This window comes from Klebsiella sp. K5-306, from assembly GCF_051835185.1.
GTDB classification, from domain to species: Bacteria; Pseudomonadota; Gammaproteobacteria; order Enterobacterales; family Enterobacteriaceae; genus Klebsiella; species Klebsiella oxytoca.
On sequence record NZ_JAIFJY010000010.1, the window covers coordinates 86,017 to 112,048 of the forward strand.

A 26,032-nucleotide genomic window follows, 5' to 3' on the forward strand; every position below is an offset into this window, starting at 1 on the left:
CCTATTGTACCTTCTCGTGCAGCTCAATCAATTCGGCAACCAGCTCACGTGCCAGCATTGAGGTCATCAGATGATCCTGCGCATGCACCAGCACCAGGCTCACCTTCATTTTGCCTTCTCCCTCATCGCTCTCAATCAGCTGGGTCTGCACCAGATGCGCTTCGCTCAGCGCCATGCGCGACTGTTCCATCATGGTTTTAGCCGCCGCAAAATCTCCCTGCTTTGCCTGCTTCAGCGCGGCATAAGCCAGACTACGCGCTTGTCCGGAGTTGATAATCAGCCCCATCACCACCTCTTCGAGGTCGTTTACCGCGGTCTCTTCTGCTGCGATGTTATCCAGATCAAACATAATGACTCCCTTAATTTGCCAGACGGTACGGGAAACTTCCCGTACCGCTCGATATTAGAATTTCAGTGCGTTAGCGATATCTTCTTCGCTCTCTTCCTGCTCAATGACGCCCTGCGCTTTGTTGGAAATAACCACAAACGGCAGGTAGACCAGGGTCGATACGGCAAGGTTGAACAGGGCCAGCAGCAGAGCTGCGACGCTACCGTTAGTGTTAAAGAAGGCGCCTAAACCGGTCGGCATAGTCCACGGAGCGATGTTGGTAATCGGCGGGATGATGCCCAGGGTATACGCCGTCATGGTGATGGCCGCCAGCAGAGGCTGAATCAGAATGAATGGAATAAACATCACCGGGTTCATGATAATCGGCAGACCGAAAAGGATAGGCTCGTTAATCTGGAAGATGCCGGACGGCAGCGCCAGTTTCGCCACCTGACGATGATCCTCGCGGCGGGAAGCGATAAAGATGGCGATGATCAAGCCCAGCGTCGCGCCGGTACCACCGAGGAAAATGTAGGAATCAAGCATCGGCTTGGCCCACATATGGAAGCTCTTACCCGCCGCCAGCGCGGCTTCAACGGAGCCGTACTGCTGATAGGTTGCGATGTTTTCCAGTGCCCATGGCGTCATAATGCCGCTATCGAGCGCCGACAGCGCCAGCGACCCGTGTACGCCGAAGAACCACAGCAGCGAGGTGAAAATAACGTATGCCCAGCCTACCACGGCACCCATTGAGGCCAGCGGCGTGGAGATAGTGTCCATGATGATCTGGTGGAAGTTCGTTCCCCAGTGGGTCAGCGCCCAGGAGATAATCCCCATAATAGACAGGATAATAAAGGCCGGGATAACCGCTGAGAATGAACGGGAGACCGAAGCCGGCACGCTGGACGGCAGCGTAATCACCCAGTTGCGATGAACGATAAAGGTGAACATCTCGGCAACGACCAGACCGATTACGATACCAGAAATAATGTTGGCACCGCCTAACCAATTCGCGCCAACGGCGTAGGCTTCCCCGACGCTATAAGGCGTAACGGTCATAAATGCCGCAACCGCCAGCAACCCGGCCGCCATTGGGTCAACTTTACGCTCTTCAGCTAGAGCCGAACCAATAAAGAAAGGCGCCATCAGCGACATAATACCTAGCGTACCGTTATAAACGTTGCCGCCGATAGCTTTAAAACCGTTCAGTGTTTCGATTGTCGAGGCATCCAGACGGATGCCCATTGAATAAAAGAATGAACCGTCGCCAAAGCTCAAAAATACGTTATTAATTAAAACAAACATGGCCCCGGCTAACGTCAATGGCATTAACTTAATAAAGCCGTTTTTAATTGCATTGACGTGAGGTTGCCTTCCTATTCTGACCGCAAACGGAAGGAGTACCTTTTCAAGCGAATCAATCACTTTACTCATAATAAATACCCTTTAAGGCCGCAATGTAATTATTGCGGCAATGATAGATGAAATTACTCTTTGACGGGAAAATAAACTCAGGGTATTTCGGACAGCAAACAGTTAAAACACACCCTCACGAAATTTTAACCATTGCCATCCGAAATATGTCGAGTTTTAAAATATAAATTATTGCGCAGCAGCTTTCTTAATGGCCGCAACGGCCGCTTTCAGAACACCTAAACCATCGATCTTACCGTACAGCACGGAATCAATAACTTCTACGGGTTTATTTGGTAGTAAACGTTGAATGTCCGGCAGCATATAGGAAATCTGTGGGCCTAATAATACGACATCAGCATCAGGTCCTTTTTCACCGGCCAGAGTCTCGGGAAATGCTTCAATAATAACCGGCACTTCATACTTCTCGGCCTGAGCACGCATTTTCGAGACCAGCAGTGATGTAGACATCCCAGCAGAACAGAACAGGTAGATATGTTTCTTTTCCATGAACGCTTCCTCAATTTGTGTGACCGGGTCTCCTGAGCGCATCGTTGATGCCGGAGAGGCGGTAAGAGATGTTTCTTTGAATTAGTATTGTTTATGCATTGAGTATACGGCATCGTTCATCGGCAGGATAATTCCTCCTTGAACAGAATTGTCTCTCATTGACCTCGCGTTTTGACTGCCCTCACATTTCCCTCAAATAATTCGCGCAATTAAATAAGCATCAGCGCTCATAAAAAAGCCCGACCAATGGTCGGGCTTTCGTAGGAATCAGCACTATGGCGGGATGTTACTTACTGTTGCGCGGGTCGGTATCGTATTCAGCGCAGGTCTGATAACCAGAATTCATCACACGGCCGGTTTCATCCAGCGCGACGAAGTAGGTTTCAATTTTACCATCGCGTTGACCCAGGATGTATGTCTGACAGGTACCGCGTGCGTGGATCATCGTCACTTCTGATGAAGGTTTACCAGCAATTTGCGCAACCTGCGCGCGGGTCATGCCTTTTTTAACGTCTTTAACCACCGGTTGGGTGAACTGATCTTTAGTACGGTCATAGGCCGTACACCCTGCCAGCATGGTTAATACAGCTGCTGCGCCCAGAAATCCTGCAAAATGCTTGTTCATATTCCATCCTCTTTTTTTTGGCGTGTAAATAAGCCTGGAATAAATATCGTTATTTTTCAAGCCGAAGGTGGAAATGAAGCGAAATTAAGATCTTTCCAATAATAAAGCCCGTTCCGTTGAGGTTGCCTGCTTTTGCTACACTCAAAATTGTGATCCTTGTCGTTTTACCGTCAAAGAGGTAGGTTAAACCTCTGCTGATTGCCATACAGATTCACTTTCCGGAGGGCGCGATGACGCTACAACAAGAGATTATTCAGGCGCTGGGCGCTAAACCCCAGATCGATGTCGAAGCCGAAATACGCTGCAGCGTAGACTTTTTGAAGTCCTATCTGCAGAAATACCCTTTTATTAAATCGCTGGTCCTCGGCATCAGCGGCGGCCAGGACTCCACGCTTGCCGGTAAGCTCTGCCAGCAGGCAATCAATGAGCTACGCGCCGAAACCGGTGACGACAGCCTGCAGTTTATCGCCGTTCGCTTGCCGTACGGCGTGCAGGCAGACGAGCAGGACTGTCAGGACGCCATCGCTTTTATTCAGCCGGACCGTGTATTAACGGTCAATATTAAGGGTGCTGTGCTGGCCAGTGAACAGGCGCTGCGCGAAGCCGGCATTGAGCTTAGCGACTTTGTTCGCGGCAACGAAAAAGCCCGCGAACGCATGAAAGCGCAGTACAGCATCGCCGGGATGACCCACGGCGTGGTGGTAGGTACCGATCATGCGGCGGAGGCTATTACTGGTTTTTTCACTAAATACGGCGACGGCGGCACGGACATCAACCCTCTTTTCCGCCTCAACAAACGTCAGGGCAAACAGCTTTTGGCCCATCTGGGGTGTCCGGAGCACCTGTATAAAAAACTGCCGACTGCCGATCTTGAGGACGACCGCCCCTCCCTGCCGGACGAAGTGGCGCTGGGCGTGACCTACGAGAACATCGACGACTATCTGGAAGGTAAAACGCTGGACGAGAAAGTCGCTAAAACGATCGAAGGCTGGTATCTGAAAACCGAGCACAAACGCCGCCCGCCAATCACCGTCTTCGACGATTTCTGGAAAAAATAACCCCTCTTTCCCTCGCCCCGACTCAGGTTGGGGTGATTTATTGTCCTTTTCGCTCCGCTCTTCCCCTGCTATACTGGATAAATAAACAGCACCAGGAGCAATAGTGGCAAGAAGGCAATCCGCCCCGCGTCTCGAATTTGAAGCGGCGGCAATCTATGAGTATCCCGAACATCTGCGTCCGTGGCTTGAGGCTCTGCCCAGGCAGCCGGGGGTATATCTGTTTCACGGCGAAAGCGATACCCTGCCGCTCTATATCGGCAAAAGCGTTAATATCCGCAGCCGGGTATTGTCGCATCTGCGCACCCCCGACGAAGCGGCTATGCTGCGCCAGTCACGACGCATCACCTGGCAACGGACGGCGGGCGAGCTCGGCGCACTCCTGTTAGAAGCGCAGCTCATTAAGGAACAGCAGCCTCTGTTTAATAAACGTCTGCGGCAAAACCGGCAGCTGTGCTCATTGCGCCTGGCTGACGCCCGACCGCAGGTGGTTTACGCCAGCGAGCTGGATTTCTCGCGACAAAGCGATCTCTATGGCCTTTTTGCCAATCGCCGCGCCGCGCTGCAGGCGCTGCAAAAAATTGCCGACGAGCATCGCCTTTGTTATGGATTAATGGGACTCGAGCCGCTCAACCGCGGGCGCGCCTGCTTTCGTTCGGCGCTGGGCCGCTGCGCAGGAGCCTGCTGCGGGAAGGAGAGCGTTGAAGCGCACCAGCAGCGTTTGGTGGAAAATATGCAAAAAATGCAGCTGGTATGCTGGCCATGGGCCGGGGCGATCGCGCTGGAAGAGCGCAGCGAGGATATGACGCAGTACCATATTATTCAAAACTGGCTATGGCTGGGCGCCGTAGAATCCCTGTCGCAGGCCTCATCGCTCACGCGTCTGGCGGCAAAATTTGACCATGATGGTTATAAAATACTGTGTAAACCGCTGCTTAGCGGCCGCTATAAGCTGCATCCGCTGTAAAACTGACCGTGGGCCATGCCTGTCCTGACGAACAGCTCATATCGCATTCCGTGGTGATATGGCCTTGCCCGGTTTAAAAACTGCTGCCATACGCGTTTCCCGTCAGTCCGGTAAGACCTGCCGGGAAACGCACGATGCCAGCATCAGATCCCGCAGTAGGTTATCGGGGCGTCTCCCTTAATTACCAGCCTCCGCCGCCGCCTCCGCCTGAGCCGCCGCCGGATGAACCGCCACCGGAAGAGCCGGAACCGCTATAGCCTGAACCCGATGATGAACCGCCCCCTGAACCGCTGGTCGGCGAGGATATAGAGGAGGTTCGACAGGACTCGCTGAAATGATGCACGCTTTCCCAGCCAGCACCGGCAAACGCTTCCGACAGAGCGCCAGTACTACTCAGATAGTGGGCAAAGGTGTTCGCCCAGGTTTTCCCCACGCCAAGCGCCAACGCTACGGGCAGTAGTTCTTCAAAATGGGAGATCATCTGCGCAGGCGGGTAAATAATCTGATAGCGGTTCTTTTCAGCGGTGCCAAGATACAGCTTCAGTCCTTTGGCGACGGCCAGCTCATCCAACCCGCGCTGCGTATAACGAGGCGTTTTCCAGCCAACAAAAACGCACAGGGCGAACGCCATCAGCAGCGCGCCAATATATCCGGCGGGAAGTTGGGTTATGGGCAACATTCCCAACAGAAAATTGCTTCCGCCGAGCATCGCTAAAATACCAAAAGAGGCACAAAACAGTACCGGGGCGGGGCCCCAGTCGCGCCACATCTCCCGAGGATGACAAAGAAACCGCAAGAAAAAAGCCAGCAGCGAACCGCCGATCAGCATAAAAACTGCGGCCGGTATCGTCAGCAGCGCGGCCTCCGCATTAACCCAAAGACCGCACGCTACCGGAACAAGCAGCGCAATGTAGATGCAGCGCCGCAGCGGTTGCCCCCATTTACGAAAGAGTTTAGCCCGCTGTTCTTCACAACGCGTCTCCTGACGTTTACGCGCACTCTGCACTGACCGCTGATGGGCCTTACTGAGATCGATATTTTTCTGTTTGCCTTTAAATAGGGTGCTTAATAGCTGGAGATCGTCTCTGTTTAACCGTCTGTTTCCCTCAACGGGGAGGCGGGTCAGCCGTTGTTTGATGCCGGAATTTAATCGCCACGGGCTGCGGGATGGATTTTTGTCGCTCGTCAGCGTCATCCCGCGTTTCGCGACCAGCGCTAATAAATCGCTGCTAAAAGCCACATCGTCATATTTACGCCGGGTAATAAAACGCAGGTGGCCTGGCGACATGGAGGCAGGCAGCGAAAAGAGCGGCACAACAGGCGGCATTCTCAACCCGGCCTGGGTGACGTTCTTCCGCCACCAGAGCAGATAATAAACGAGCATGAACAGCAGCGGCAGCCATATCACCCAGGTTTTCAGGTTGGGGAAAAGTAAATGCACCAGCGGCGAAGCGGCCTCCGGCGCCGGAGCGCGGGCAAGTATCTCCCGCGGCCAGGTATAAACAACCGTCAGCCCCTCCCCCTTTGCCAGCGGACGCAGAGTGCGCACGCTACCGTCGGGCAGAATCGTTGCGTTGTGCTCTTTGGCGCCAGCGATCCCGGTATAAACATCAATTGAGCGCAGCCTGGCATCTTTGGCGTCAGCGTTGAGATTTGCGGCGCTATCCGGTAGCGTCAGGCTAAAGCTGGCCTTGCTAATTGGCCAGGCCCAGTCATTGCCCGTCACGTTCCAGTACAGTTCATCCCACAGGGGAAATCGGCTGAAATGGTTGCTGATTTGATAGCGAATCCGATAGTGATAGATCCCTGGTTTTAATATCTTTTCGCCGCTGCCGATACGTACCGTCAGGCTTTTTGCTGCCTCATCAAGGCTAAATGGCTCAGAGATGCCATCGCGCGACACCGATTCGATCGTATAGTCAACACGGAAGATTTTGCCATCCTGGCGGTTCCACGTGAGGGGAAGCGTGCGCAAAATCCCTCGCCGAATCTCCTTCCCCAGGGCAAGTACCTTGATATTCTCCTCAATCGCCATGCTGCCGTTCGGGCTAAAGCGCGCCCGGGAATCAAAAGAGAGGATATGTTCATACGCCAGGATAGCGCCAGCGGGGAGTTGAGAAGCATCTTTAATAATAATCGGGTTGTTTGCGGAGAATGCTGCGCTGGCAGGCAACAGCAACAACAATACGAACGCGCGCACTACCCGCAGAGTTATACAGAGCATTTAATCACTCCATCCGTGGAGATTGAGCTTCTTCCGGTGAGTCCAGTTCAAAGAAAGCTTCTGCTTTAAATTTAAATAGTCGCGCCAGCAGCAGGCTGGGGAAAGACTCGACCAGAATATTCAAATCGCGCACCGTACCGTTGAAGTAGCGGCGAGCCATCTGCAGCTGCTCTTCTATTTCATTAAGCGATTGCTGTAATGAGAGGAAGTTGTCGCTGGCTTTGAGTTCCGGCCAGGCTTCGCCGAGCGCGAAAATACGTCCCAGCGTAGCGGAATAGTGGCGTTCGCTGTCGGCTATCTGTTTGGTGCTGCCGACCAGTACGCTACGCTGGCGGCCCAGTTCTTCCAGCAATTCCTTTTCGTGCAGCGCATAGCGTTTCACCAGACTCAGTAGATTGGGCGCCAGATCGTGGCGGCGCTTAAGCTGCACAGCGACACCGCTCCAGGCCTCGTCTTTGAAACGACGCAGGGAGATAAAGCGGTTATAGGTCATGATAACCCAGACGAGGACGACAACGAGGACGGCGAGGCCGATATACATTTCCATATGCAAAATCCGAAGCGATAGCGGGCAGCAGAGTCAGGGTGACTGCGCCCATGATAACGGTTGAAGCCTCATCCTCGCATATTCGCCCCTGTCGGGTAAATCAGGTTTCACCGGCGTTTTGCCGTTGCCCCGCCGCAGATAAAAAAACCGCCGGCCCTGCCCAAAGCCTGTTGGCATTATTGGGCAAGACCGGCGGTCTTAAGTCAGCGCGCTGAATTATTCAGCTGGTGCAGGCATTTTACCTTCCGGCGCTTTACGATCTGTCAGATGCTTCTCAAAATTAGCATTGAACTGTTTTTTCTGTTCCGGGGTCAGAATGTTGTAAATCTTGTTCTGAGTTTCCAGTCGAGCCAGCGCCATTTCTTTATGCTGGGCTTCCATTTTATCAATCTGCGCTTCCGCTTTTGCCTTATCGAAGGTATCGCTGGCAACCAGTTCATGCATCGCGCGGCGCTCATCCAGGGACGGACGCTTCATATTGTCGCGCTGGCTCTTCATGATGTCGCGAATTTGCGTTTTCTGCGCGTCGGTCAGGTTCAGACCTTTAAACATCATTTCATGTGGGCCCGCCGGACCGCGCTTATGATGCATCATCGGCGCGGTCTCGCCTGAGGTTGCCGTAGTATCAGCCGCGTGAGCCAGGTTAGCCGCGCCAAGAGCCAGAGTAGAGGCAACAAACAGAGCTGTAATCTTTTTCATCGTTCAATCCTTACTTTGCGTTATTCTTACGGCGCGTTGCCGTGTTGACGAGATTAACTTTACGACGTTTATCGTCAATTAGTCAGAGCAAGCGTAAAACATTGAAAGTATAAAAAACAGTTTCTGAGCAATTATGGAGAAAATAAGGATTATGGGGAGATAATTGCAAGAAAAAATAATTAACAGGCTGTTTTATCGAGAAATTAAGAAGACTATAAACCAGCGCAGATTAAAAACAAAGCATTTATCCAGGAATAATCCGCAATCAGCCGATAGCGCACAAAAAATTAAGATCTAAAGGAAAAAACAGCCGGCAAAATAAATGCCATCGCCCACCGGGGCGACAGCATATTCAGAAGCGTTCGAGCATCAGCCCGGCTCGCTGGCCAAAAGCTACGTCGGGGTTGGGAAACAGCACATATTCTGGCTCCTTAGCCGCGACATAGCGGGTTTCGCCATCTTCAGCCAGCAGCGTCCCGGCAGAAAAGGGGGTGAAGTTTAGCGTCTGCGCCGACATATGCAGCTGAAATTTGTCGCTGCTGCGGGTAATTTGCTGCACCACTCTGTAGCGCAGCGGCGAATCACCGGCAGCCAACGCCCTCTCGCCGGCCAGCAGACGCGCCAGCGCGCGCTGCGTCGCGGCAAACAGGCTGAGATCGTTGTCGCCAAAAGGAAGCGCTTTTCCCAGTTCCAGCGTGCAGGAGAGTGCGCCGAAACGTTCGCTACTGAAATGGGTAAAGGTGCCGCCCGGCTGCTGATGAAAGACCAGCGCTTCCAGGCCAGCCGACCCCAACCAGCCCAGGAATGCTTCATCCCACGGCTTATCGCGCGCTGGCAGGACGCCAAAGCGCGTATGCAGCGATCCGCGAATAGCGGTATGTAAATCCAGGTGCCAGCGCTCACCGCTACCCGGCGCATAAAAGCGCGCCAGCGCATGCTCCAGTTGCCGGGCGCGAGCGGTTTCATCGCTGACGCTGAAAGCCCGCCAGCGCTCACCAAACATCCGATTAATATCGCTGTGCAGATAGCGTTTATTGGCCCTCAGCGCCGAAGGATTGCCGAAGACCACCAGCAACCGCCAGCGTAACGGCAACTCCCCGCTGAACAACTGACGCAGCAGTAAATCCGTGATTTCGACCGGCGCGGTTTCGTTACCGTGGATCCCGGCGGACAATACCAGCGAGCGCTCGCAGGGCTCATGGGGAATGAGCTGCAGTATACCGCAGTCAATCCAGTGCCAGCGGAAGTGCGCCGTTTGGCCATGAAAATGGTGGGGCAAACGCCCAGCCAGCGTTAATGCCAGAAAGTCGTCCACGACATCTCCTTATTGCTGAAACGGATATACGGAGCCGAGGCGCAGGATTTGCGTCAGGCGGTCGAGCGCTTCGCGACCTTCGCGCAGCAGCTGCGGATCCGCAAGGTCGGCCTGGGTCAGGCGATCGCGATAGTAGCGGTCTACCCAATCATTCAAAGTGGCGAACAGCGCGTCGTCGATCATGACCGCCGGATTCACCGCTCGTCGCTCGTTCTCAGTCAGCACCACCCGAAGACGCAGGCAGGCCGGGCCGCCGCCGTTGGCCATGCTCTCGCGCAGGTCGTAAACCTGAAGCTCATCAATCGGGTTATCGCCCTCCACCAGTCGGTTCAGATAACGCCAGACGCCCGGATGCTCCTGCGCTTCCAGCGGCAGAATCAGCCGCATTCCGCCCTCGCGTTTGCTCAGCAGCTGGCTGTTGAACAGATAGGTCGCCACCGCCTCTTCTACCGATACCTGACCCGTCGGCACCACAAGCGGCGTAAAACCAGCAACCCGCTCCGTCAGTTGCTGCAGGAGCTGCGGCTGATCGACAAACGCCTGCTCATGACAAAACAGCACCTGCTGATTGCTTACCGCAATCACATCGTTATGAAATACGCCCTTATCAATCACCGCCGGGTTTTGACGGGCGAAAATCACTTGCCGGGGGTTGACCAGGTTGAGGCGGGCAACGGCCTGGCTGGCCTCCAGCGTCTGCCGCGCCGGGTAGCGCTGCGGGCTCTCTTCCCCACCCTGCTGACGACCGTAAATAAACAGCTGCACGCCAGGGGCGCCGTAGTCGCCGCCGAGACGGTTATGGTTTGCCGCCCCTTCATCACCGAACAGCGAGGCCTGGGGCAGCGCGCCGTGTACGGCAAACCGCTGCTCATCGGGGAAAATCGCCTTCAGCAAAGCCTCGGTGGTAGGCGCTTCGCTGGCGCGGTGGAATTTATCATTGAGGTTGGCGACGGTCAGATGCACCCGGCCGTCCAGCGAATCCGCTGATGGCGAGACCGTAGCGGCGTTGGCCACCCACATTGATGAGGCTGAACTGGCCGCCGAGAGGAGCTCGGGCGCCTGACGCGACGCTTTTTCCAGCACCTGCTCATCGCTACCGCTAAAGCCAATCTGGCGCAACAGGGGGATGTTTGGCCGCTCCTGCGGCGGGATGATCCCCTGCGGATAGCCCGCATCCGCCAGGGCTTTCATTTTTTTCAGCCCCTGCTTTGCCGCCAGCTGCGGATTTGACACCCGATAGCGGTGTTTGGTCGAAGCCTCGTTGCCGAAAGATAATCCCGCATAGTGATGGGTCAGGCCCGGCAGCCCGTCAAAGTTCACTTCCCAGGCGTTCATTGTGAGCTCTCCTGGCCAAAATCCAGACCCGGGCTGAGCGCGACCGGGAGCGACAGCTCCGGCGATTCCAGGCTGGCCATCGGCCAGGCGCAATAATCCGCGGCGTACCAGGCCCCCGGCCGATGGTTACCGGAAGCACCGGTCCCGCCAAACGGCGCGGTGCTGGCGGCGCCGGTGAGCGGTTTATTCCAGTTCACGATACCGGCGCGCGCCTCCAGCAGCAGCTGGTCGAACTTCTCGCGTTCAGCGGAGATCAGCCCGCAGGAAAGCCCGAAGCGGGTCGAGTTAGCAAGCGCAATCGCCTCATCGAAATGGTCGTAACGCCAGACGCAGAGCAGTGGGCCAAAAACCTCTTCATCGGCCACCTGCGCGACCTCGCTCATGTCGATAATACCCGGCGTCAGCAGCGACGTTTCGGCCTGTAGCAGACGCGGCTCCAGCAGCGTTTGGCCGCCGTTGGAGACGTGTGTCAGCCAGGCCTGATGCACTTTCTGCGCCGCCTGTGCTGAAATCAGTCCCCCGAGGAAAGGCTGCGGCTCTGCATCCCAGGCGTCAGGGATCAATTTTTGTGACACTGTCACCAGACGACGAAGAAACGCATCGCCAGCCTCACCGCGCTTCACCAACAGCCGACGCGCGCAGGTACAGCGCTGGCCTGCAGTAATAAATGCCGACTGAATGGTGAGATGAACGGCGGCATCGATATCTTGCGGCTCATCGACGATCAGCGGATTGTTGCCGCCCATCTCAAGAGCGAGTATTTTTTCCGGCTGGCCGGCAAGCTGGCGATGGAGCTGAAAGCCGGTGGCAGAGCTGCCGGTAAACAGCAGACCGTCGATATCTGACTGACCGCTCAGCGCTTCGCCGGTCTCGCGACCGCCCTGAAGCAGGTTAAGCACCCCGGGCGGCAGGCCGGCTTCTGCCCAAAGCCTTACCACCGCTTCGCCGCTCTGTGGGGTCAGCTCGCTGGGTTTGAACACCACGGTATTGCCCGCCAGCAGCGCCGGAACAATATGTCCGTTTGGTAAATGTCCGGGAAAATTGTAGGGACCAAACACCGCCAGTACGCCGTGCGGCCGGTGACGCAGAGTGGCTGCGCCGTCGGCCAGTGCGGTTTGCGCTTCCCCCGTACGACTATGGTAAGCGTTTACTGAAATCGCGATTTTGTTGATCATCGCGGTGATTTCCGTCGCCGCTTCCCAGCGCGGTTTGCCGGTCTCCTGAGCAATAATGGCGGTTAATTCAGCTTTGTTCGCGTCAAGTAAAGCAGCAAACTTTTCTGCTATCGCTTTGCGGGCGGCAAACGGCTGGCGCGCCCACGCGGGGAATGCCCGCCGCGCCGCGCTGACCGCCAGCGCAACCTGCTCAGCATCGGCATCCTGTCCCTGCCACAGTAGCGCCTGGCTTACCGGGTTATGTTTTTGTCGGGCCGGGCCGCGACCGCTTTGCCAGTCGCCATTGATCCATAAACTCATGATTTTTTCTCCTCAGGGCACAGGCGAACCAGGCGAATTTGTTCACCGGAATGGCATTTCAGGGCATCCAGCTCACGCGCGCTTAGCACCAGGCGGTCGCTATCCGGGTCCGCGTGAACGAGCATGGCGCGAAAGTGATGGTACTGTTCATTGGCGATCAGGCATGGCGGCCACTCTCCCGCCTCGGGTTCGCCTTCAACGACGGTAACCAGCCGACTTTTGCGGATGGCCCGCACCCTGTCAATTTCGCATTCCAGCGTCGGACCGCCGTCGAAAATATCGACGTAGTTGAGATAGCGGAATCCCTCTTTTTCCAGCACCGCGCGGGCCGGGGCGGTTTGCGGATGAACCTCGCCGATAACCGCCCGCGCTTCATCGCTTAAGAAGTCGATATACAGCGGGTGCTTCGGCATCAGCGCGGCGATAAACGCTTTTTGCCCGGTGCCGCACAGATAGTCGGCGCGGGAAAACTCCATCGCGAAGAAGCGTTTCCCGAGGCTCTCCCAGAATGGCGAGTAGCCGTGCTCATCAATTACGCCGCGCATTTCCGCCACGACCTTATCGTTGAAGCGTTCACGAAAGGCGGCCATAAACAGAAAACGCGACTTCGACAGCAGATAGCCGTTGCCCTCTTTTCGCCATTTTGGATCAAGGAACAGGGTACACAGTTCGCTGCTGCCGGTATGGTCGTTACTGAGAAACAGCGTCGGCAGGGCGTTATAGACGTTTAGCTCTTTCGATGCGTGGACCTGCGTACCAACGCGATAGTTGTACCAGGGGTCGTTAAGCCCTACGGCCACCTCAATGGCGCAAATTCCCGCCACCGCGCCGCTGGTGCAATCCTCCAGAACGAATACATACCCCTGTTCGCTTTTCGGCAGCTCGCCGCGCCAGGTCATCTGTGAACGTTCAATGCGCGCGGCCAGCGTGGCCTCATCGGCCGGCAGCGATGTCAGGCCGCCGCCGGTTTCGCCTGCCAGCGTCATTAACCCCGGCAGGTCACCTTTTTCGACTGGACGGATCACCATCATGATGAGACCCCCGAGAGAAAGCGTTTGCAGGCCAGCTCGAAGCGATCCAGGCCGCTATTGACTTCGTCTTCGCTGATAATCAGTGCCGGTGCGAAGCGCAACACGTTGGCGCCGGCAATCAGCATCATTAGCCCGTCCTCCGCCGCCAGGTTGCTGATGTTTTTCGCCTTGCCGGCATATTCATCTTTCAGCACGCAGCCAATAAGCAGCCCCAGACCGCGAACCTCTTTAAACAGGCCGTACCGGGCGTTGATGGCGTTGAGCCGTTCGCTAAACCACTGATGGCGCTGCTTAACGCCGTTGAGAACCTCACGCGTGTTGACGATGGCAAAGACTTCCCCCGCCACCGCGCAGGCCAGCGGGTTGCCGCCGTAGGTGGTGCCATGAGTACCCACGGTCATTACGCTGGCGCAGCGTTCCGTTGCCAGCAGCGCGCCGATCGGGAAACCGCCGCCCAGCGCTTTCGCGGTGGAAAGCACGTCCGGCGTCACGCCATAGTGCATATAGGCGTACAGCTCCCCGGTACGGCCGACGCCGGTCTGGACTTCATCGAAAATCAGCAGCGCATTGTGCGCATCGCACAGCTCACGCAGGCCGCGCAGGAATTCCACATCCGCTGGTACGACGCCGCCTTCCCCCTGCATCGGTTCAACGATCACCGCGCAGGTATTGTCGTCGATCAGCGCCTTTGCCGAGTCGAGGTCGTTAAAGATAGCGTGCTGAATCTGCGGCGGCAGCGGCGCAAAATCCTGTGAATAGGCCGGCTGACCGCCCGCAGAAACGGTAAACAGCGTGCGGCCATGGAAGGCATTCTTGAATGCCACGATGCCGCTTTTCTCACTGCCGAAACGATCGTGGGCATATTTGCGCGCCAGTTTTAGCGCCGCTTCGTTGGCTTCAGCCCCCGAGTTACAGAAAAAGACCCGGTCGGCAAAAGTGGCGTCAATGAGCTGCTTAGCCAGACGTAGTACCGGCTCATTGGTATAGCCGTTGCCGGTATGCCAGAATTTCTCCGCCTGTTCGGTCAGCGCCTTAACCAGCTGCGGGTGCGCATGGCCGAGGGCATTAACCGCAATGCCGCCGGCAAAATCGATATACTCCTTCCCCTGCTGATCCCACAGGCGTGACCCTTCGCCGCGTACCGGAATAAAAGCCGCTGGCGCGTATACAGGCATCATCCATTCATCAAAGTTGCTACGCGTAATTGACTGAGACATATCGACCTCTTCCGGTAAACAAAAAGTTTAAATAATGTTAATGAATATGGTTATTACGCTGTAAATGTAGATTGCACGGTTCGTGCCAGCCAGAGGTAAAAATGCATAAATCGAGGTCGTCAACGAAATATCAACAAGTTACGAAAGACCGCTATTCACATAAAATGCATAAAAAGTGAATAAAAATACTAAAAGAGGCTTTGGCAGTGGAATAAAAAGAAAGATTATGCAGGGGTAAGATATAATTCTGTAATTGTGATCCTTGACGAAATTTATCGGCAATAATCGCCCTTTTTTGGCGCAGCGCGTTCCAGAATGGTGCACACTTTGTGCAAACAGGCGACCAACCGCTGCAATCGGCAGAATAAAGCGCCTTTGCGCAGCCAGCCCGGCGAATTTCTGCTACCATCCCTGCACTATTCACCTTGCACAGTGGCAGCGACTATGAAATTTGTCTCTTTTAATATCAACGGCCTGCGTGCCCGCCCGCATCAGCTGGCCGCCATCATCGATAAACACCAGCCCGACGTCATCGGCCTCCAGGAAACCAAGGTTCACGATGATATGTTTCCCCTCGAAGAGGTCGCGAAGCTAGGCTATAACGTCTTTTATCACGGACAGAAAGGCCATTACGGCGTCGCGCTGCTGACCAAAGAGACGCCGATCTCGGTGCGCCGCGGCTTCCCCAACGATGGTGAAGAGGCCCAGCGCCGCATTATCATGGCGGAAATCCCGTCCCCGTTTGGCAACGTGACGGTAATCAACGGCTATTTCCCGCAGGGCGAAAGCCGGGATCATGAAACCAAATTCCCGGCGAAAGCGGCCTTTTATCAGAATCTGCAGAACTACCTTGATACCGAACTGAATAAAGAGAATCCGGTGCTGATTATGGGCGATATGAACATCAGCCCTACCGATCTTGATATCGGCATCGGCGAAGAGAATCGCAAGCGCTGGCTGCGTACTGGCAAATGTTCATTCCTGCCGGAAGAGCGCGAATGGATGGAGCGCCTGCTGGGCTGGGGCCTGGTGGATACGTACCGCCATGCGAACCCGCAGGACAACGAACATTTCTCATGGTTCGACTATCGCTCTAAGGGCTTTGACGATAACCGCGGGCTGCGTATCGACCTGCTGCTGGCCAGCCACCCGCTGGCGCAGCGCTGTATCGAGACCGGCATCGACTACGAAATTCGCGGCATGGAAAAACCCTCCGACCATGCCCCGGTATGGGCCACCTTTAAAGTCTGATGATGCCCTCTGTCAGGCTCTCCCGCCCGGAGAGCCTGAGCCATATCAAAAAAGCCGCCGTAATAGATTGTGAACGCCGGCAAACTATTATACTGTCGCGCGCACTTTTGACCGCCCGCGTAAGACAGGAGAACCCAATGCAAAAGAAGCCGTCATAAAGCAGAGTATAAGCTGCTTTCTGTTGTGGTCATCCTGAGCATTTTCGCCTGTATTATCCAGCAGTCGGGTTTTGCCGAGCTGGTCACTCATTTCCACCATCTGCGCGAAATGATCCGCCAAAGCGGTGGCTTCGGGTATGCGCTCTATATCTTGCTGTTTATTATCGCTACCCTGTTTTTGATTCCGGGCAGTGCGCTGGTCATTGCCGGCGGTGTACTTTTTGGCCCGCTGACGGGAACCTTGCTATCGCTGCTGGCGGCGACGGTCGCCTCCTCCCTGTCGTTCCTGCTCGCCCGTTGGCTGGGCCGCGAGCTGCTGCTTAAATACTTCGGAGAGACGGCGATATTCCAGGCAATTGAAAGAGGCATTGAGCGTAGCGGCTGCGATTTTTTAATTCTGACCCGGTTAGTCCCGCTGTTTCCCTATAATATCCAGAATTACGCCTATGGCCTCACGGCTATTTCATTCTGGTCGTTTACCTTTATTTCCGCCATAACCACCTTGCCCGGCATATTTATTTATACGCTGATGGCCAGCGAACTTATCCGCGACGGTATCACTTCCCTTTTTGTGCTAAAGCTAACGCTTGCCGGGCTGGTGTTATTTGTCCTGATTCAGGCAGCCAAAAGATATGCCCGCTATCGGCGGATCGACACGCAACGGTGGCGAATCAACGATGAAAAATAGCCAGGCGATCTACCGGATAATCATTGGCGCTACGCTGCTGGCGGGGCTGCTGGCATGGTGGCTGATCCCCGGCGTTAATGGGTTTATGCAGCGCAGCCTCGCCGCCTTTGCCACGCTCGATCAGCTGGCTATTGAGCAGTTTATTGACTCCTGGGGGCCGCAGGCGGCCCTGGTCTCCTTTGCGCTGATGATTCTGCAGGCGATTATCGCCCCGCTTCCCGCTTTTCTCATCACCTTCGCTAACGCTTCCCTGTTCGGCGCCTTCTGGGGCGGCGCGCTATCGTGGGTGAGCGCCATGGCCGGGGCGGCGCTGTGTTTTTTCATCGCCAGAGTATTTGGCCGCGAAGCGGTGGAAAAGCTGACCGGCAAAAGCGTATTGCAGAGTATGGATGGCTTTTTTACCCGCTACGGTAAACACACCATCCTGGTTTGCCGCCTGCTGCCCTTTGTACCTTTTGATCCGGTAAGTTACGCAGCCGGACTGACCTCAATACGCTTTCGCCATTTTATGCTGGCTACCGGTCTGGGCCAGTTGCCCGCCACGATAGTCTACTCGTGGACCGGCAGCCTGCTGACGGGCGGTACATTCTGGCTGGTAACCGGTTTATCGATCCTGTTTGCGCTGGCGATCCTGGTGGTCGTCGCGAAAGCACTCTATCTTGAACAACAAAAGAGGCGTTCACGATGAGCTTACCCCCCCTGAAGTCAATTCCCCTGATTCTGCGCCCGCAGGCCTGGCTGCATCGCCGCCACTACGGCGAGGTGCTGAGCCCTATTCGCTGGTGGGGCCGCATTCCGCTGGTCTTTTATCTGGTGTCGATGTTCGTCGGTTATCTGGAACGCAAACGCTCGCCCCTCGAGCCGGTGCTGCGTTCGCTGGTCAGCGCCCGCATCGCGCAGCTGTGTTTGTGCGAGTTTTGTATTGATATCACCAGCATGAAGCTGGCGGAGCGCAGCGGCGGCAGCGATAAACTCCTGGCTGTAGCCGGATGGCGAGATAGCGCGCTATTCAGCGAACGCGAGCGGCTGGCGCTGGAGTATGCCGAAGCGGCCAGCATGACGCCTCCGGCCGTCGACGACGCGCTGCGCGATAAGCTGGCGGGACAGTTTGATGCTCAAGCGCTGACCGAACTCACGGCGCTGATCGGGTTACAAAACCTGTCAGCGCGCTTTAATTCGGCGATGGCGATCCCCGCCCAGGGGTTATGCCAGCTTCCCACCGATTCGAAACCATAAGGAGTGGTTATGCGTAGTTTGTTGGTCTTCGCTTTGCTGTTGCTTTCTCCGCTGTCCGCCAGCGCCAACTGGCAATCCATGCAACAAGAGGCTCGCGGCCAGACGGTGTGGTTTAACGCCTGGGGCGGCGATCCGGCGGTTAACCGCTATCTCGACTGGGTCAGCGAAGAGGTGAAGCGCGACTATGCCATCGACCTGCGCATCGTGCATATTGCCGATGCCGCCGACGCGGTAAAGCGCATTCAAAGCGAAGCCCGCGCCGGGCGCAGTTCAGGCGGTTCTATCGACCTGCTGTGGGTTAACGGCGAGAATTTCCACACCCTGAAAAGCGCAAATCTGCTGCAAACCCAGTGGGCGGAAACCCTGCCCAACTGGCGCTTTGTCGATACGCAAAAGTCGGTGCGCGAAGATTTCTCCATTCCTACCGACGGGGCGGAGTCGCCGTGGGGCGGCGCGCAGCTCACTTTTATCGCCCGCCGTTCGCAAACGCCCGACGCGCCCAACGATCCGCAGGCGCTGCTGGCTTTCGCCGCCGCGCACCCCGGTAGCGTTACCTATCCGCGGCCGCCGGATTTTACCGGTACCGCCTTTCTCGAACAGCTGCTGCTGACGCTGACCCCAAATCCTGACGCCCTGCGTCAGCCGCCGCAAGAGGCCAACTTCGCCGCCGCGACCGCGCCGCTGTGGCAATACCTTGACCAGCTTCACCCTCTGCTATGGCGCGAGGGCCGCGACTTCCCGGCTTCGCCCGCCCGTATGGATACCATGCTGACGAACGGTGTCCTCAGGCTGTCAATCACCTTCAACCCGCTGCACGCGCAGCAAAAAGCGGCCAGCGGCGAGCTGCCGAAAGACAGCTACGGCTTCGGTTTTAGCCAGGGGATGCTCGGCAACGTCCACTTTGTGGCGATCCCGGTTAACGCCCGCGCGACGGCAGGGGCGAAAGTTGTCGCCAATTTCCTGCTCTCACCGCAGGCGCAGCTGCGCAAGGCCGACCCGGCGGTGTGGGGCGACCCCAGCGTGCTGGATCCGGCGAAGTTAACGGCAGATGAGCGCCAGTCCTTCAACGCCGTTGTGCCGCAGGATTTGCCGCCAATGCTGGGAGAACCGCACTCGGCCTGGGTAGAAGCGCTGGAGCAGGAATGGCTGCGCCGCTACGGCACGCACTAAGGCTGCTGGCCTGGGCCGCCGTCGCGCTGATCTATCTCCCGCTGCTGCCGGCCGTTTCTCTGATGACGCTTCCGGCGCTGCGCCTGACGCTTTGGCAGTCGCTGGTTGCCGATCCGCAGTTCTGGCAGGCGCTGGCGGCGACTCTCGTCTCAACCCTGCTCTCGGTTGGCGGCGCGCTGATCATCACGCTCTCGGTTGTTGCCGCACTCTGGCCATCAAGCGGTTGGCGCCGGCTGGCAGCCAGGCTGCCGCTGCTGCTGGCGGTACCCCATGTCGCCTTCGCTACCGCCGCCCTGCTGCTATTTGCTGAAGGCGGCTGGCTCTCTCGCCTGCTGCCCTTTTTCATTCCGCCAGTTGACCGCTACGGCATTGGCCTGGGTCTGACGATGGCGGTCAAAGAGAGCGCATTTCTGTTGTGGGTGGTTTACGGCCTGTTAGGTGAGAAACGGCTGGCGGGACAGGCTACAGTATTAAAAAGCCTCGGCTATGGCCGCTGGCAGTGCCTGAAGTGGCTAGTGTTACCTGCACTGCTGCCAGCGCTGGCGATCGCGCTGCTGGCGACCGCCGCCTGGAGCCTTTCGGCGGTTGATGTCGCGCTGGTAATTGGGCCGGGCAACCCGCCGACGCTGGCGGTGCTGGCCTGGCAATGGTTGAGCCAGGGCGATGAACAACAGCAGGCCAAAGGGGCCCTTGCCAGCCTGGTATTACTGCTGACGCTCGTCATGATGGCGCTGCTGGCATGGGGAGCCTGGCGCGTCTGGCGGCGGCGGATCCCACCGGTTCAGGGGATCCGCCGCCCGCAGCCGCGGGCGCTCGTCGGGAAAAGCTTCGCGATTCTCCTGCCGCTGTGTGGCGTGCTCTGCGCGCTGCTGCTGGCGGCGACGGCGCAGAGTCGTGCTCCGCTCGGCGATAGCATCGGCAACAGTCTGTGGCTCGGTTTCTGCTCTGCGCTTCTCGGCGCGGTCGTTTGCCTGCTGTGGCTGGAGCTTGGCCCTTCCCGCTTCGGCGGCTGGATCTGGCTGCCGCTAATTTTACCGGCGCTGCCGCTGGTGGACGGGCAATACCAGCTGGCGCTGTATACGTGGCAGGACGGCGAGTGGCTTACCGTTTTATGGGGCCATCTGCTATGGGTGGTACCATGGATGCTGTTTATTCTGCATCCCGCGCGTCGCGCGGCCGATCCGCGCGCGGAGCTGATTGCCCGAACCCTCGGCTGGCATCAGGGGCGTATCTTCTGGCTGGTCACCTTACCTGCCCTGACGCGTCCGCTGCTGACGGCGCTGGCGGTGGGCTTTTCGGTAAGCATTGCGCAATATCTACCGACGTTATGGCTGGGAGGCGGGCGGATCCCAACGCTGACCAGCGAAGCCGTGGCGCTGAGCAGCGGCGGCGATATCGCCACCCTCGCCGCGCAGGCGCTGTGGCAGTTGCTGCTACCGGCGGTATTCTTTGCTCTCACCGCTCTGCTGGCCTGGCCGATTGGCCGCTATCGTCAAGGATTACGCTAATGTTGATCGTCAAAAACCTGACTCTCAGACTCAACGGGCAGCCGCTGCTGCGCGACGTCGATTTTTCGGTCGCAGCGGGCGAGATATTGACGTTGATGGGCCCCTCCGGCAGCGGAAAATCGACGTTGTTCGCCTGGATGGTGGGCGCGCTGGCGGAAGATTTCGGCGCCGCAGGGGAGCTGTGGCTGGATAACCAGCGCTGCGACAGTTTACCCACCGAGCGGCGGCGTATCGGCATCCTGTTCCAGGACGCGCTGCTGTTTGACCACTTCAGCGTCGGACAAAATCTGCGGCTGGCGCTGCCCGCTGACGTCCAGCGTTCCCAGCGAAAACCGCAGGTAGAACAGGCGCTGGAGCGCGCCGGTCTGGAGGGTTTCTACAGCCGCGATCCGGCCACCCTTTCCGGCGGCCAGCGGGCGCGGGTCAGCCTGATGCGCGCCCTGCTGGCCCGACCACGGGCGCTGCTGCTTGATGAGCCCTTTAATCGCCTCGACATTGAGCTGCGCGCCGATTTTCGCCGCTGGGTATTCGACGAACTGGCGCGGCTGGCCATTCCGGCGCTGCTGGTGACGCACGATCGCCAGGACTCTCCCGTCGGCGGGCGCTGTTTACATATGAGCCAGTGGCAATGAAAGCCTGCGCTATCGCAAGGATTTTTCCGCTGAGAACGCCGAGAATTGCCGCTCAATTTTCTACTGTCGGGCATTTCGATGAAACGTGTTTCTCAATTGACCGCACTCGCCCTCCTGATGGGGCTTGCTGCTTCCACCTCCGCCGCTGAATCCATGCCAACGCTAACGCTCTCCACGCTGCAACAGCAGAACGGCGTCGCTATTGATACGCGTCTCAGCGCTTTCTATAACGGCTGGCCGCAAAGCGCTAACGGGCCTCAGGGTCATGAACCGCAGGCGCTTAACCTGTCAGCCAGCTGGCTTGGCGCGATGAACGACGAACAGCTGAGCGCCTGGGCTAAGCTGCACAATCTGCAGACCTCTACGCCAATTGCGCTATACGGCAACGCCGACGACAACGCGAAAGTCGCGGCGCGCCTTCAGGCTGCTGGTTTCACTCATCTCAGCTCCCTCGGCGATGCCCTGAGCCAGGCAGGTCGCCTGCAAAAGCTGCCGCATTTTGAACAGCTGGTATATCCGCAGTGGCTGCACGACCTCCAGCGCGGCGAGCCGGTTACCGCCGCGCCTGCCGGTGAATGGAAAGTTTTTGAAGCCGCCTGGGGCGCGCCGAAGTTTTATCTGCTGAGCCATATTCCGGGCGCCGGTTATATCGACACTAACGAGGTGGAGAGCGAACCGCTATGGAATAAAGTGTCCGACGCGCAGCTAAAAGCGATGCTGGCAAAACACGGCATTCGCCATGACACCACGGTAATTTTGTACGGTCGCGACGTGTATGCCGCCGCCCGCGTGGCGCAGATTATGCTCTACGCCGGCGTGAAGGATGTGCGCCTGCTCGACGGCGGCTGGAAGACCTGGTCCGATGCCGGTCTGCCGGTTGAGCGCGGAACGCCGCCAGAACAGAAACCTGAACCGGATTTTGGCGCCCCCATCCCGGGCCAGCCGCAGCTGATGCTCAATACCGAGCAGGCTCGCGCCCTGCTGCATCGTCAGGATGCTTCGCTGGTCAGCATCCGTTCCTGGCCGGAGTTTATCGGTACCACCAGCGGCTACAGCTATATCAAGCCGAAGGGCGAAATTGCCGGGGCTCGCTGGGGTCATGCCGGAAGCGATTCCACCCATATGGAGGATTTCCATAATCCGGACGGCACCATGCGTAGCGCTGATGATATCGCCGCGATGTGGAAATCATGGAATATTCTGCCGAGCCAGCAGGTCTCTTTTTACTGCGGCACCGGATGGCGCGCCTCAGAAACGTTTATGTACGCCAGGGCGATGGGCTGGAACAACGTCTCGGTCTACGACGGCGGCTGGTACGAGTGGAGCAGCGATCCGAAAAATCCGATTGCGACTGGCGATCGCAAGCCGGAGTGATATCGCGGCTTTGATGCCGGGCGATGGATTTGCCCGGCACGTTAATGATAAAGGACGATGAAATTGACCATTAATACCGAGTATATCGAAAATCTTATTCTGACATTTATGGTGGGTTTGCCCATCGTGGCTACTGTCGCCGTTGCATGGCAAACCTGGCATAAACACAAATCCGATCCCGATACTTTCGGCAAACACTGGCGCGTATGGCGCAATGCGATCCTGACACTAATTCTCAGCGCTGGGGTGGGTTTTGGCCTGGTTCTGGCCAGCCTTACAAACTAATTCACTCCTGATTCGCCGTACCACCAGCGCTGTTATTTTCTTGTTGGCGCTGATTTTCCTTTAGACTCAGACACCTGTGTAACGGTCGTCAGAACCCGTAGCCCGGGCAAGGCGCGTTAAGCGCCGCCCCCGGGAGCATCGCGCAGAGTGGGTGAATTTCCCGGAGGCGGTGCGGCGCATCTGTCCGGGCTACCGGCCCGCAGACGGCTTCGAACCCGTAGGCCGGGCAAGGCGTCAGCCGCCGCCCGGCATAAAACCTGCTCATCACTCTTTTACCTGTTTCAGGGTCAGGTATCCGCTCCACACCCGCGTAAAGGTCGTCAGCCAGCACAGCGCGCCAAAAATCCACGCCAGCCAGGCAAACCATGCCGGGAACAGACAGCTCAGCACAAACAGCGCGATGGTTTCCGTCCCTTCCGTCAATCCGCCAAGATAGTAAAACGATTTGTGGGCGTAGCCCGGATTGGCGATCTGATGCTTTGTCGCCAGCGCGGCAAAGGCGAGAAAGCTGCTGCCGGTACCGATAAACGCGAACAGCAGCCAGCCGCCCGCCAGCGCGTTGCTCGCCGGGTCGGCCAGAATAAAGCCAAACGGCACCAGGGCGTAAAACAGAAAATCGAGGGAAATATCGAGAAAACCGCCCGCATCGGTCAATCCGCGTCGCCGGGCCAGTGCGCCGTCGAGGCCGTCCAGCAGGCGGTTAAGCACTATCGCCGCCAGCGCCGCCTGATACCAGCCCAGGGCTAAAAACGGCAGCGCCAGTACGCCAATTGCAAAGCCAAGCAGGGTCAGACCGTCGGGAGAAACGGCTGGACGATCCAGCAGAGCGGCGGTGGCGTTGAGGGCAGGTTTCAAACGCGGATGCAGATAACGATCAAGCACGAAGTTTCTCCAGCGGATTCAGGGTTGTTTGCAGAGTACCAGGGCGGTGATAATAGGCGTTTCTTTCGTACAGAACGATGATTCACATGCTAAAAACTTTTGATGTTGTTGCCGCCATTATCGAACGCAACGGGCAAATTTTGCTGGCGCAGCGCCCTCCCCACGCGGATCAGCCGGGGATGTGGGAATTTGCCGGCGGTAAAGTCGAACCCGGCGAAACCCAGGCCGAGGCGCTGGCCCGCGAGCTCCGGGAAGAGCTGGAGATCGACGCCAGCCCGGGATGCTATATCGCCAGCCATCGGCGCGAAATTTCCGCTCGCCTGATTCATCTTCACGCCTGGTGGGTCCCTCATTTTAGCGGCGAACCCATCGCCCGCTATCACAGTCAGCTGCGCTGGTGTTCCCCGCAGGAGGCCTTTAGCTTCAACCTTGCGCCAGCGGACATCCCCCTGCTGGAAGCCTTTATCGCCCAGCGCGCCGATCTCCTCTCCCGCTAATTCTGTCAGGCAGCGGTCATCGTTTTTGATTATGACCCATGCCTGATTATAAATTTTGCTTTCCGAACAATTTTTCCTTGCTTACCTAACGATTCCCGGTGGTATAGTCGGAAAATCGGCTTTTTCAAGGGCCGAATCATAATAAATAGACGCAACCACAACCATAAGGGGAAATTATATCTATGGATCAGACGTGCACTCTGGAAGGTTTTCTCGCCCGCGTTCAACAGCGCGATCCAAATCAAACTGAATTTGCTCAGGCCGTCCGCGAGGTGATGACCACCCTGTGGCCCTTCCTTGAGGAAAATCCGCGCTATCGCCAGATGAATTTGCTGGAACGTCTGGTTGAACCGGAGCGTGCTATCCAGTTCCGCGTCGTTTGGGTTGATGACCGTAACCAGGTTCAGGTTAACCGCGCATGGCGCGTGCAGTTCAACTCCGCCATCGGCCCGTACAAGGGCGGTATGCGTTTTCACCCCTCCGTAAACCTGTCGATTCTGAAATTCCTTGGCTTTGAACAAACCTTCAAAAACGCCCTGACCACCCTGCCTATGGGCGGCGGTAAAGGCGGCAGCGATTTCGATCCTAAAGGCAAGAGCGACGGCGAAGTCATGCGTTTCTGCCAGGCGCTGATGACCGAACTGTATCGTCATCTGGGGCCGGATACCGACGTGCCTGCCGGTGATATCGGCGTAGGCGGTCGTGAAGTCGGCTTTATGGCCGGGATGATGCGTAAGCTCTCTAACAACAGCGCCTGCGTATTTACCGGCAAAGGTCTCTCCTTCGGCGGCAGCCTGATTCGTCCGGAAGCCACCGGCTATGGCCTGATTTACTTCACCGAAGCGATGCTTAAGCGCCACGGTTTGGGCTTTGAAGGCGCTCGCGTGGCGGTTTCCGGCTCTGGCAACGTGGCGCAGTACGCCATCGAGAAAGCGATGGAGCTTGGCGCGCGGGTGATTACAGCGTCCGACTCTAACGGCACCGTCGTCGACGAGGCAGGCTTCACCAAAGAAAAACTGGCGCGCCTGATCGACATTAAAGAGCGTTGCCATGGCCGCGTAGCGGATTACGCGCGCGAGTTTGGCCTGACCTATCTGGAAGGCAAACAGCCGTGGTCCGTACCGGTGGATATCGCGCTGCCGTGCGCGACGCAGAACGAGCTGGACGTCGATGCCGCCCGTCAGTTGATCGCTAACGGCGTGAAGGCCGTAGCGGAAGGCGCCAATATGCCAACCACCATCGCCGCCACCGATCTGTTCCTTGAAGCGGGCGTACTGTTCGCGCCGGGTAAAGCCGCGAACGCCGGCGGCGTCGCCACCTCCGGCCTGGAAATGGCGCAGAACGCCGCGCGCATGGGCTGGAAAGCGGAAAAAGTGGATGCGCGTCTGCACCACATCATGCTGGATATTCACCACGCCTGCGTGCAGTACGGCGGCGAAGCGAAGCAGACCAACTACGTGCGCGGCGCCAATATCGCCGGTTTCGTGAAGGTTGCTGACGCTATGCTGGCTCAGGGTGTGATTTAAGCCCACTCGCTGAATGAACCCCTGCATGCGGATTCGGTGCATAATTGAAAAACCCCGGCTTCCCGGGGTTTTTTACTGCGGGTT

General features: G+C 57.1%; 27 protein-coding genes. 13 read left to right on the forward strand and 14 right to left on the reverse strand.

The window, feature by feature from the left end; all coding sequences use genetic code 11:
• Position 1: 1 nt before the first annotated feature.
• The 4 genes from chbA to osmE all read right to left on the reverse strand — a co-directional run bounded on the left by chbA (position 2) and on the right by osmE (position 2,876).
• Positions 2 to 349, reverse strand: a complete 348-nt coding sequence (gene chbA / locus K2184_RS16335; protein WP_004101342.1) for a PTS N,N'-diacetylchitobiose transporter subunit IIA — start codon at positions 347 to 349, stop codon at positions 2 to 4.
• A 54-nt stretch (positions 350 to 403) separates the two neighbouring features.
• Entirely contained in the window at positions 404 to 1,762 is a 1,359-nt protein-coding gene (gene chbC, locus K2184_RS16340; protein ID WP_004112376.1) for a PTS N,N'-diacetylchitobiose transporter subunit IIC, read from the reverse strand.
• A 168-nt stretch (positions 1,763 to 1,930) separates the two neighbouring features.
• Positions 1,931 to 2,251: a PTS N,N'-diacetylchitobiose transporter subunit IIB gene (gene chbB / locus K2184_RS16345; protein WP_004101340.1), complete on the reverse strand. Its 321-nt coding sequence runs from the start codon at positions 2,249 to 2,251 to the stop codon at positions 1,931 to 1,933.
• A 286-nt stretch (positions 2,252 to 2,537) separates the two neighbouring features.
• Positions 2,538 to 2,876, reverse strand: coding sequence for an osmotically-inducible lipoprotein OsmE (osmE, locus tag K2184_RS16350; protein WP_004101339.1), 339 nt, complete (start codon positions 2,874 to 2,876; stop codon positions 2,538 to 2,540).
• 230 nt (positions 2,877 to 3,106) lie between these two features.
• Here osmE and nadE point away from each other — a divergent pair, with 230 nt between their 5' ends.
• Together nadE and cho are read left to right on the forward strand one after the other, a co-directional pair.
• Complete coding sequence (nadE, locus tag K2184_RS16355) at positions 3,107 to 3,934, forward strand: ammonia-dependent NAD(+) synthetase (RefSeq protein WP_004112373.1); 828 nt, start codon at positions 3,107 to 3,109, stop codon at positions 3,932 to 3,934.
• A 103-nt stretch (positions 3,935 to 4,037) separates the two neighbouring features.
• Complete coding sequence (gene cho, locus K2184_RS16360) at positions 4,038 to 4,898, forward strand: excinuclease Cho (RefSeq protein ID WP_017146075.1); 861 nt, start codon at positions 4,038 to 4,040, stop codon at positions 4,896 to 4,898.
• 181 nt (positions 4,899 to 5,079) lie between these two features.
• On the opposite strand, the gene K2184_RS16365 is transcribed toward cho, so the two are convergent.
• From K2184_RS16365 to astC, 8 genes are all read right to left on the reverse strand, one after another.
• A complete protein-coding gene (locus K2184_RS16365; RefSeq protein ID WP_023320757.1) occupies positions 5,080 to 7,122 on the reverse strand; it encodes a DUF2207 domain-containing protein in 2,043 nt (680 codons plus the stop codon).
• A gap of 4 nt (positions 7,123 to 7,126) precedes the next feature.
• Positions 7,127 to 7,669 (reverse strand): LemA family protein, encoded by a 543-nt coding sequence (locus K2184_RS16370; RefSeq protein ID WP_023320756.1) that lies wholly within the window; start codon positions 7,667 to 7,669, stop codon positions 7,127 to 7,129.
• Between the two features lie 216 nt (positions 7,670 to 7,885).
• Positions 7,886 to 8,368, reverse strand: a complete 483-nt coding sequence (gene spy / locus K2184_RS16375) for an ATP-independent periplasmic protein-refolding chaperone Spy (protein WP_004101331.1) — start codon at positions 8,366 to 8,368, stop codon at positions 7,886 to 7,888.
• A 352-nt stretch (positions 8,369 to 8,720) separates the two neighbouring features.
• Positions 8,721 to 9,683: a succinylglutamate desuccinylase gene (gene astE, locus K2184_RS16380; protein WP_023320755.1), complete on the reverse strand. Its 963-nt coding sequence runs from the start codon at positions 9,681 to 9,683 to the stop codon at positions 8,721 to 8,723.
• A 9-nt stretch (positions 9,684 to 9,692) separates the two neighbouring features.
• On the reverse strand, positions 9,693 to 11,018 hold the full coding sequence (gene astB, locus K2184_RS16385; RefSeq protein ID WP_023320754.1) for an N-succinylarginine dihydrolase: 1,326 nt from the start codon (positions 11,016 to 11,018) through the stop codon (positions 9,693 to 9,695).
• Positions 11,015 to 12,493 (reverse strand): succinylglutamate-semialdehyde dehydrogenase, encoded by a 1,479-nt coding sequence (gene astD, locus K2184_RS16390; protein WP_023320753.1) that lies wholly within the window; start codon positions 12,491 to 12,493, stop codon positions 11,015 to 11,017. The genes astB and astD overlap by 4 nt, the downstream gene beginning before the upstream one ends.
• Entirely contained in the window at positions 12,490 to 13,524 is a 1,035-nt protein-coding gene (gene astA / locus K2184_RS16395; protein ID WP_004112343.1) for an arginine N-succinyltransferase, read from the reverse strand. Before astA ends, astD begins: the two co-directional genes overlap by 4 nt.
• Positions 13,521 to 14,741 carry a succinylornithine/acetylornithine transaminase gene (gene astC / locus K2184_RS16400; protein ID WP_023320752.1) on the reverse strand — a complete coding sequence of 407 codons (1,221 nt, stop codon included), beginning with the start codon at positions 14,739 to 14,741 and terminating at the stop codon, positions 13,521 to 13,523. Before astC ends, astA begins: the two co-directional genes overlap by 4 nt.
• Positions 14,742 to 15,185: 444 nt before the next feature.
• Here astC and xthA point away from each other — a divergent pair, with 444 nt between their 5' ends.
• The 9 genes from xthA to K2184_RS16445 all read left to right on the forward strand — a co-directional run bounded on the left by xthA (position 15,186) and on the right by K2184_RS16445 (position 23,043).
• The gene (gene xthA / locus K2184_RS16405; protein WP_004101319.1) at positions 15,186 to 15,992 is read left to right on the forward strand and encodes an exodeoxyribonuclease III; all 807 of its coding nucleotides are present in this window, start codon (positions 15,186 to 15,188) and stop codon (positions 15,990 to 15,992) included.
• A gap of 183 nt (positions 15,993 to 16,175) precedes the next feature.
• Positions 16,176 to 16,838 carry a TVP38/TMEM64 family protein gene (locus K2184_RS16410; protein ID WP_004101318.1) on the forward strand — a complete coding sequence of 221 codons (663 nt, stop codon included), beginning with the start codon at positions 16,176 to 16,178 and terminating at the stop codon, positions 16,836 to 16,838.
• Positions 16,828 to 17,526 (forward strand): TVP38/TMEM64 family protein, encoded by a 699-nt coding sequence (locus tag K2184_RS16415; RefSeq protein WP_032728110.1) that lies wholly within the window; start codon positions 16,828 to 16,830, stop codon positions 17,524 to 17,526. The genes K2184_RS16410 and K2184_RS16415 overlap by 11 nt, the downstream gene beginning before the upstream one ends.
• Positions 17,523 to 18,074 carry a carboxymuconolactone decarboxylase family protein gene (locus tag K2184_RS16420; RefSeq protein ID WP_004112333.1) on the forward strand — a complete coding sequence of 184 codons (552 nt, stop codon included), beginning with the start codon at positions 17,523 to 17,525 and terminating at the stop codon, positions 18,072 to 18,074. The genes K2184_RS16415 and K2184_RS16420 overlap by 4 nt, the downstream gene beginning before the upstream one ends.
• Positions 18,075 to 18,083: 9 nt before the next feature.
• Positions 18,084 to 19,244, forward strand: coding sequence for an ABC transporter substrate-binding protein (locus K2184_RS16425; protein WP_123829588.1), 1,161 nt, complete (start codon positions 18,084 to 18,086; stop codon positions 19,242 to 19,244).
• Positions 19,217 to 20,752 carry a thiamine ABC transporter permease gene (locus K2184_RS16430; RefSeq protein ID WP_163525075.1) on the forward strand — a complete coding sequence of 512 codons (1,536 nt, stop codon included), beginning with the start codon at positions 19,217 to 19,219 and terminating at the stop codon, positions 20,750 to 20,752. The genes K2184_RS16425 and K2184_RS16430 overlap by 28 nt, the downstream gene beginning before the upstream one ends.
• Positions 20,752 to 21,384 carry an ATP-binding cassette domain-containing protein gene (locus K2184_RS16435; protein ID WP_163525077.1) on the forward strand — a complete coding sequence of 211 codons (633 nt, stop codon included), beginning with the start codon at positions 20,752 to 20,754 and terminating at the stop codon, positions 21,382 to 21,384. Before K2184_RS16430 ends, K2184_RS16435 begins: the two co-directional genes overlap by 1 nt.
• A gap of 78 nt (positions 21,385 to 21,462) precedes the next feature.
• Positions 21,463 to 22,758 (forward strand): rhodanese-like domain-containing protein, encoded by a 1,296-nt coding sequence (locus tag K2184_RS16440; protein ID WP_004101308.1) that lies wholly within the window; start codon positions 21,463 to 21,465, stop codon positions 22,756 to 22,758.
• Positions 22,759 to 22,815: 57 nt separating this feature from the next.
• Positions 22,816 to 23,043: a hypothetical protein gene (locus tag K2184_RS16445; RefSeq protein WP_017146085.1), complete on the forward strand. Its 228-nt coding sequence runs from the start codon at positions 22,816 to 22,818 to the stop codon at positions 23,041 to 23,043.
• Positions 23,044 to 23,131: 88 nt separating this feature from the next.
• On the opposite strand, the gene K2184_RS16450 is transcribed toward K2184_RS16445, so the two are convergent.
• Together K2184_RS16450 and K2184_RS16455 are read right to left on the reverse strand one after the other, a co-directional pair.
• A complete protein-coding gene (locus K2184_RS16450; RefSeq protein ID WP_158414350.1) occupies positions 23,132 to 23,308 on the reverse strand; it encodes a hypothetical protein in 177 nt (58 codons plus the stop codon).
• Positions 23,308 to 23,925 carry a CDP-alcohol phosphatidyltransferase family protein gene (locus K2184_RS16455; protein ID WP_017146086.1) on the reverse strand — a complete coding sequence of 206 codons (618 nt, stop codon included), beginning with the start codon at positions 23,923 to 23,925 and terminating at the stop codon, positions 23,308 to 23,310. Before K2184_RS16455 ends, K2184_RS16450 begins: the two co-directional genes overlap by 1 nt.
• 86 nt (positions 23,926 to 24,011) lie before the next feature.
• Between K2184_RS16455 and K2184_RS16460 the strand changes: the two genes are divergently transcribed.
• Both K2184_RS16460 and gdhA read left to right on the forward strand, forming a co-directional pair.
• The gene (locus tag K2184_RS16460; RefSeq protein WP_023320747.1) at positions 24,012 to 24,422 is read left to right on the forward strand and encodes a pyrimidine (deoxy)nucleoside triphosphate diphosphatase; all 411 of its coding nucleotides are present in this window, start codon (positions 24,012 to 24,014) and stop codon (positions 24,420 to 24,422) included.
• A gap of 182 nt (positions 24,423 to 24,604) precedes the next feature.
• Positions 24,605 to 25,948, forward strand: a complete 1,344-nt coding sequence (gdhA, locus tag K2184_RS16465) for an NADP-specific glutamate dehydrogenase (protein WP_004101304.1) — start codon at positions 24,605 to 24,607, stop codon at positions 25,946 to 25,948.
• The last annotated feature ends 84 nt before the right edge of the window (positions 25,949 to 26,032 follow it).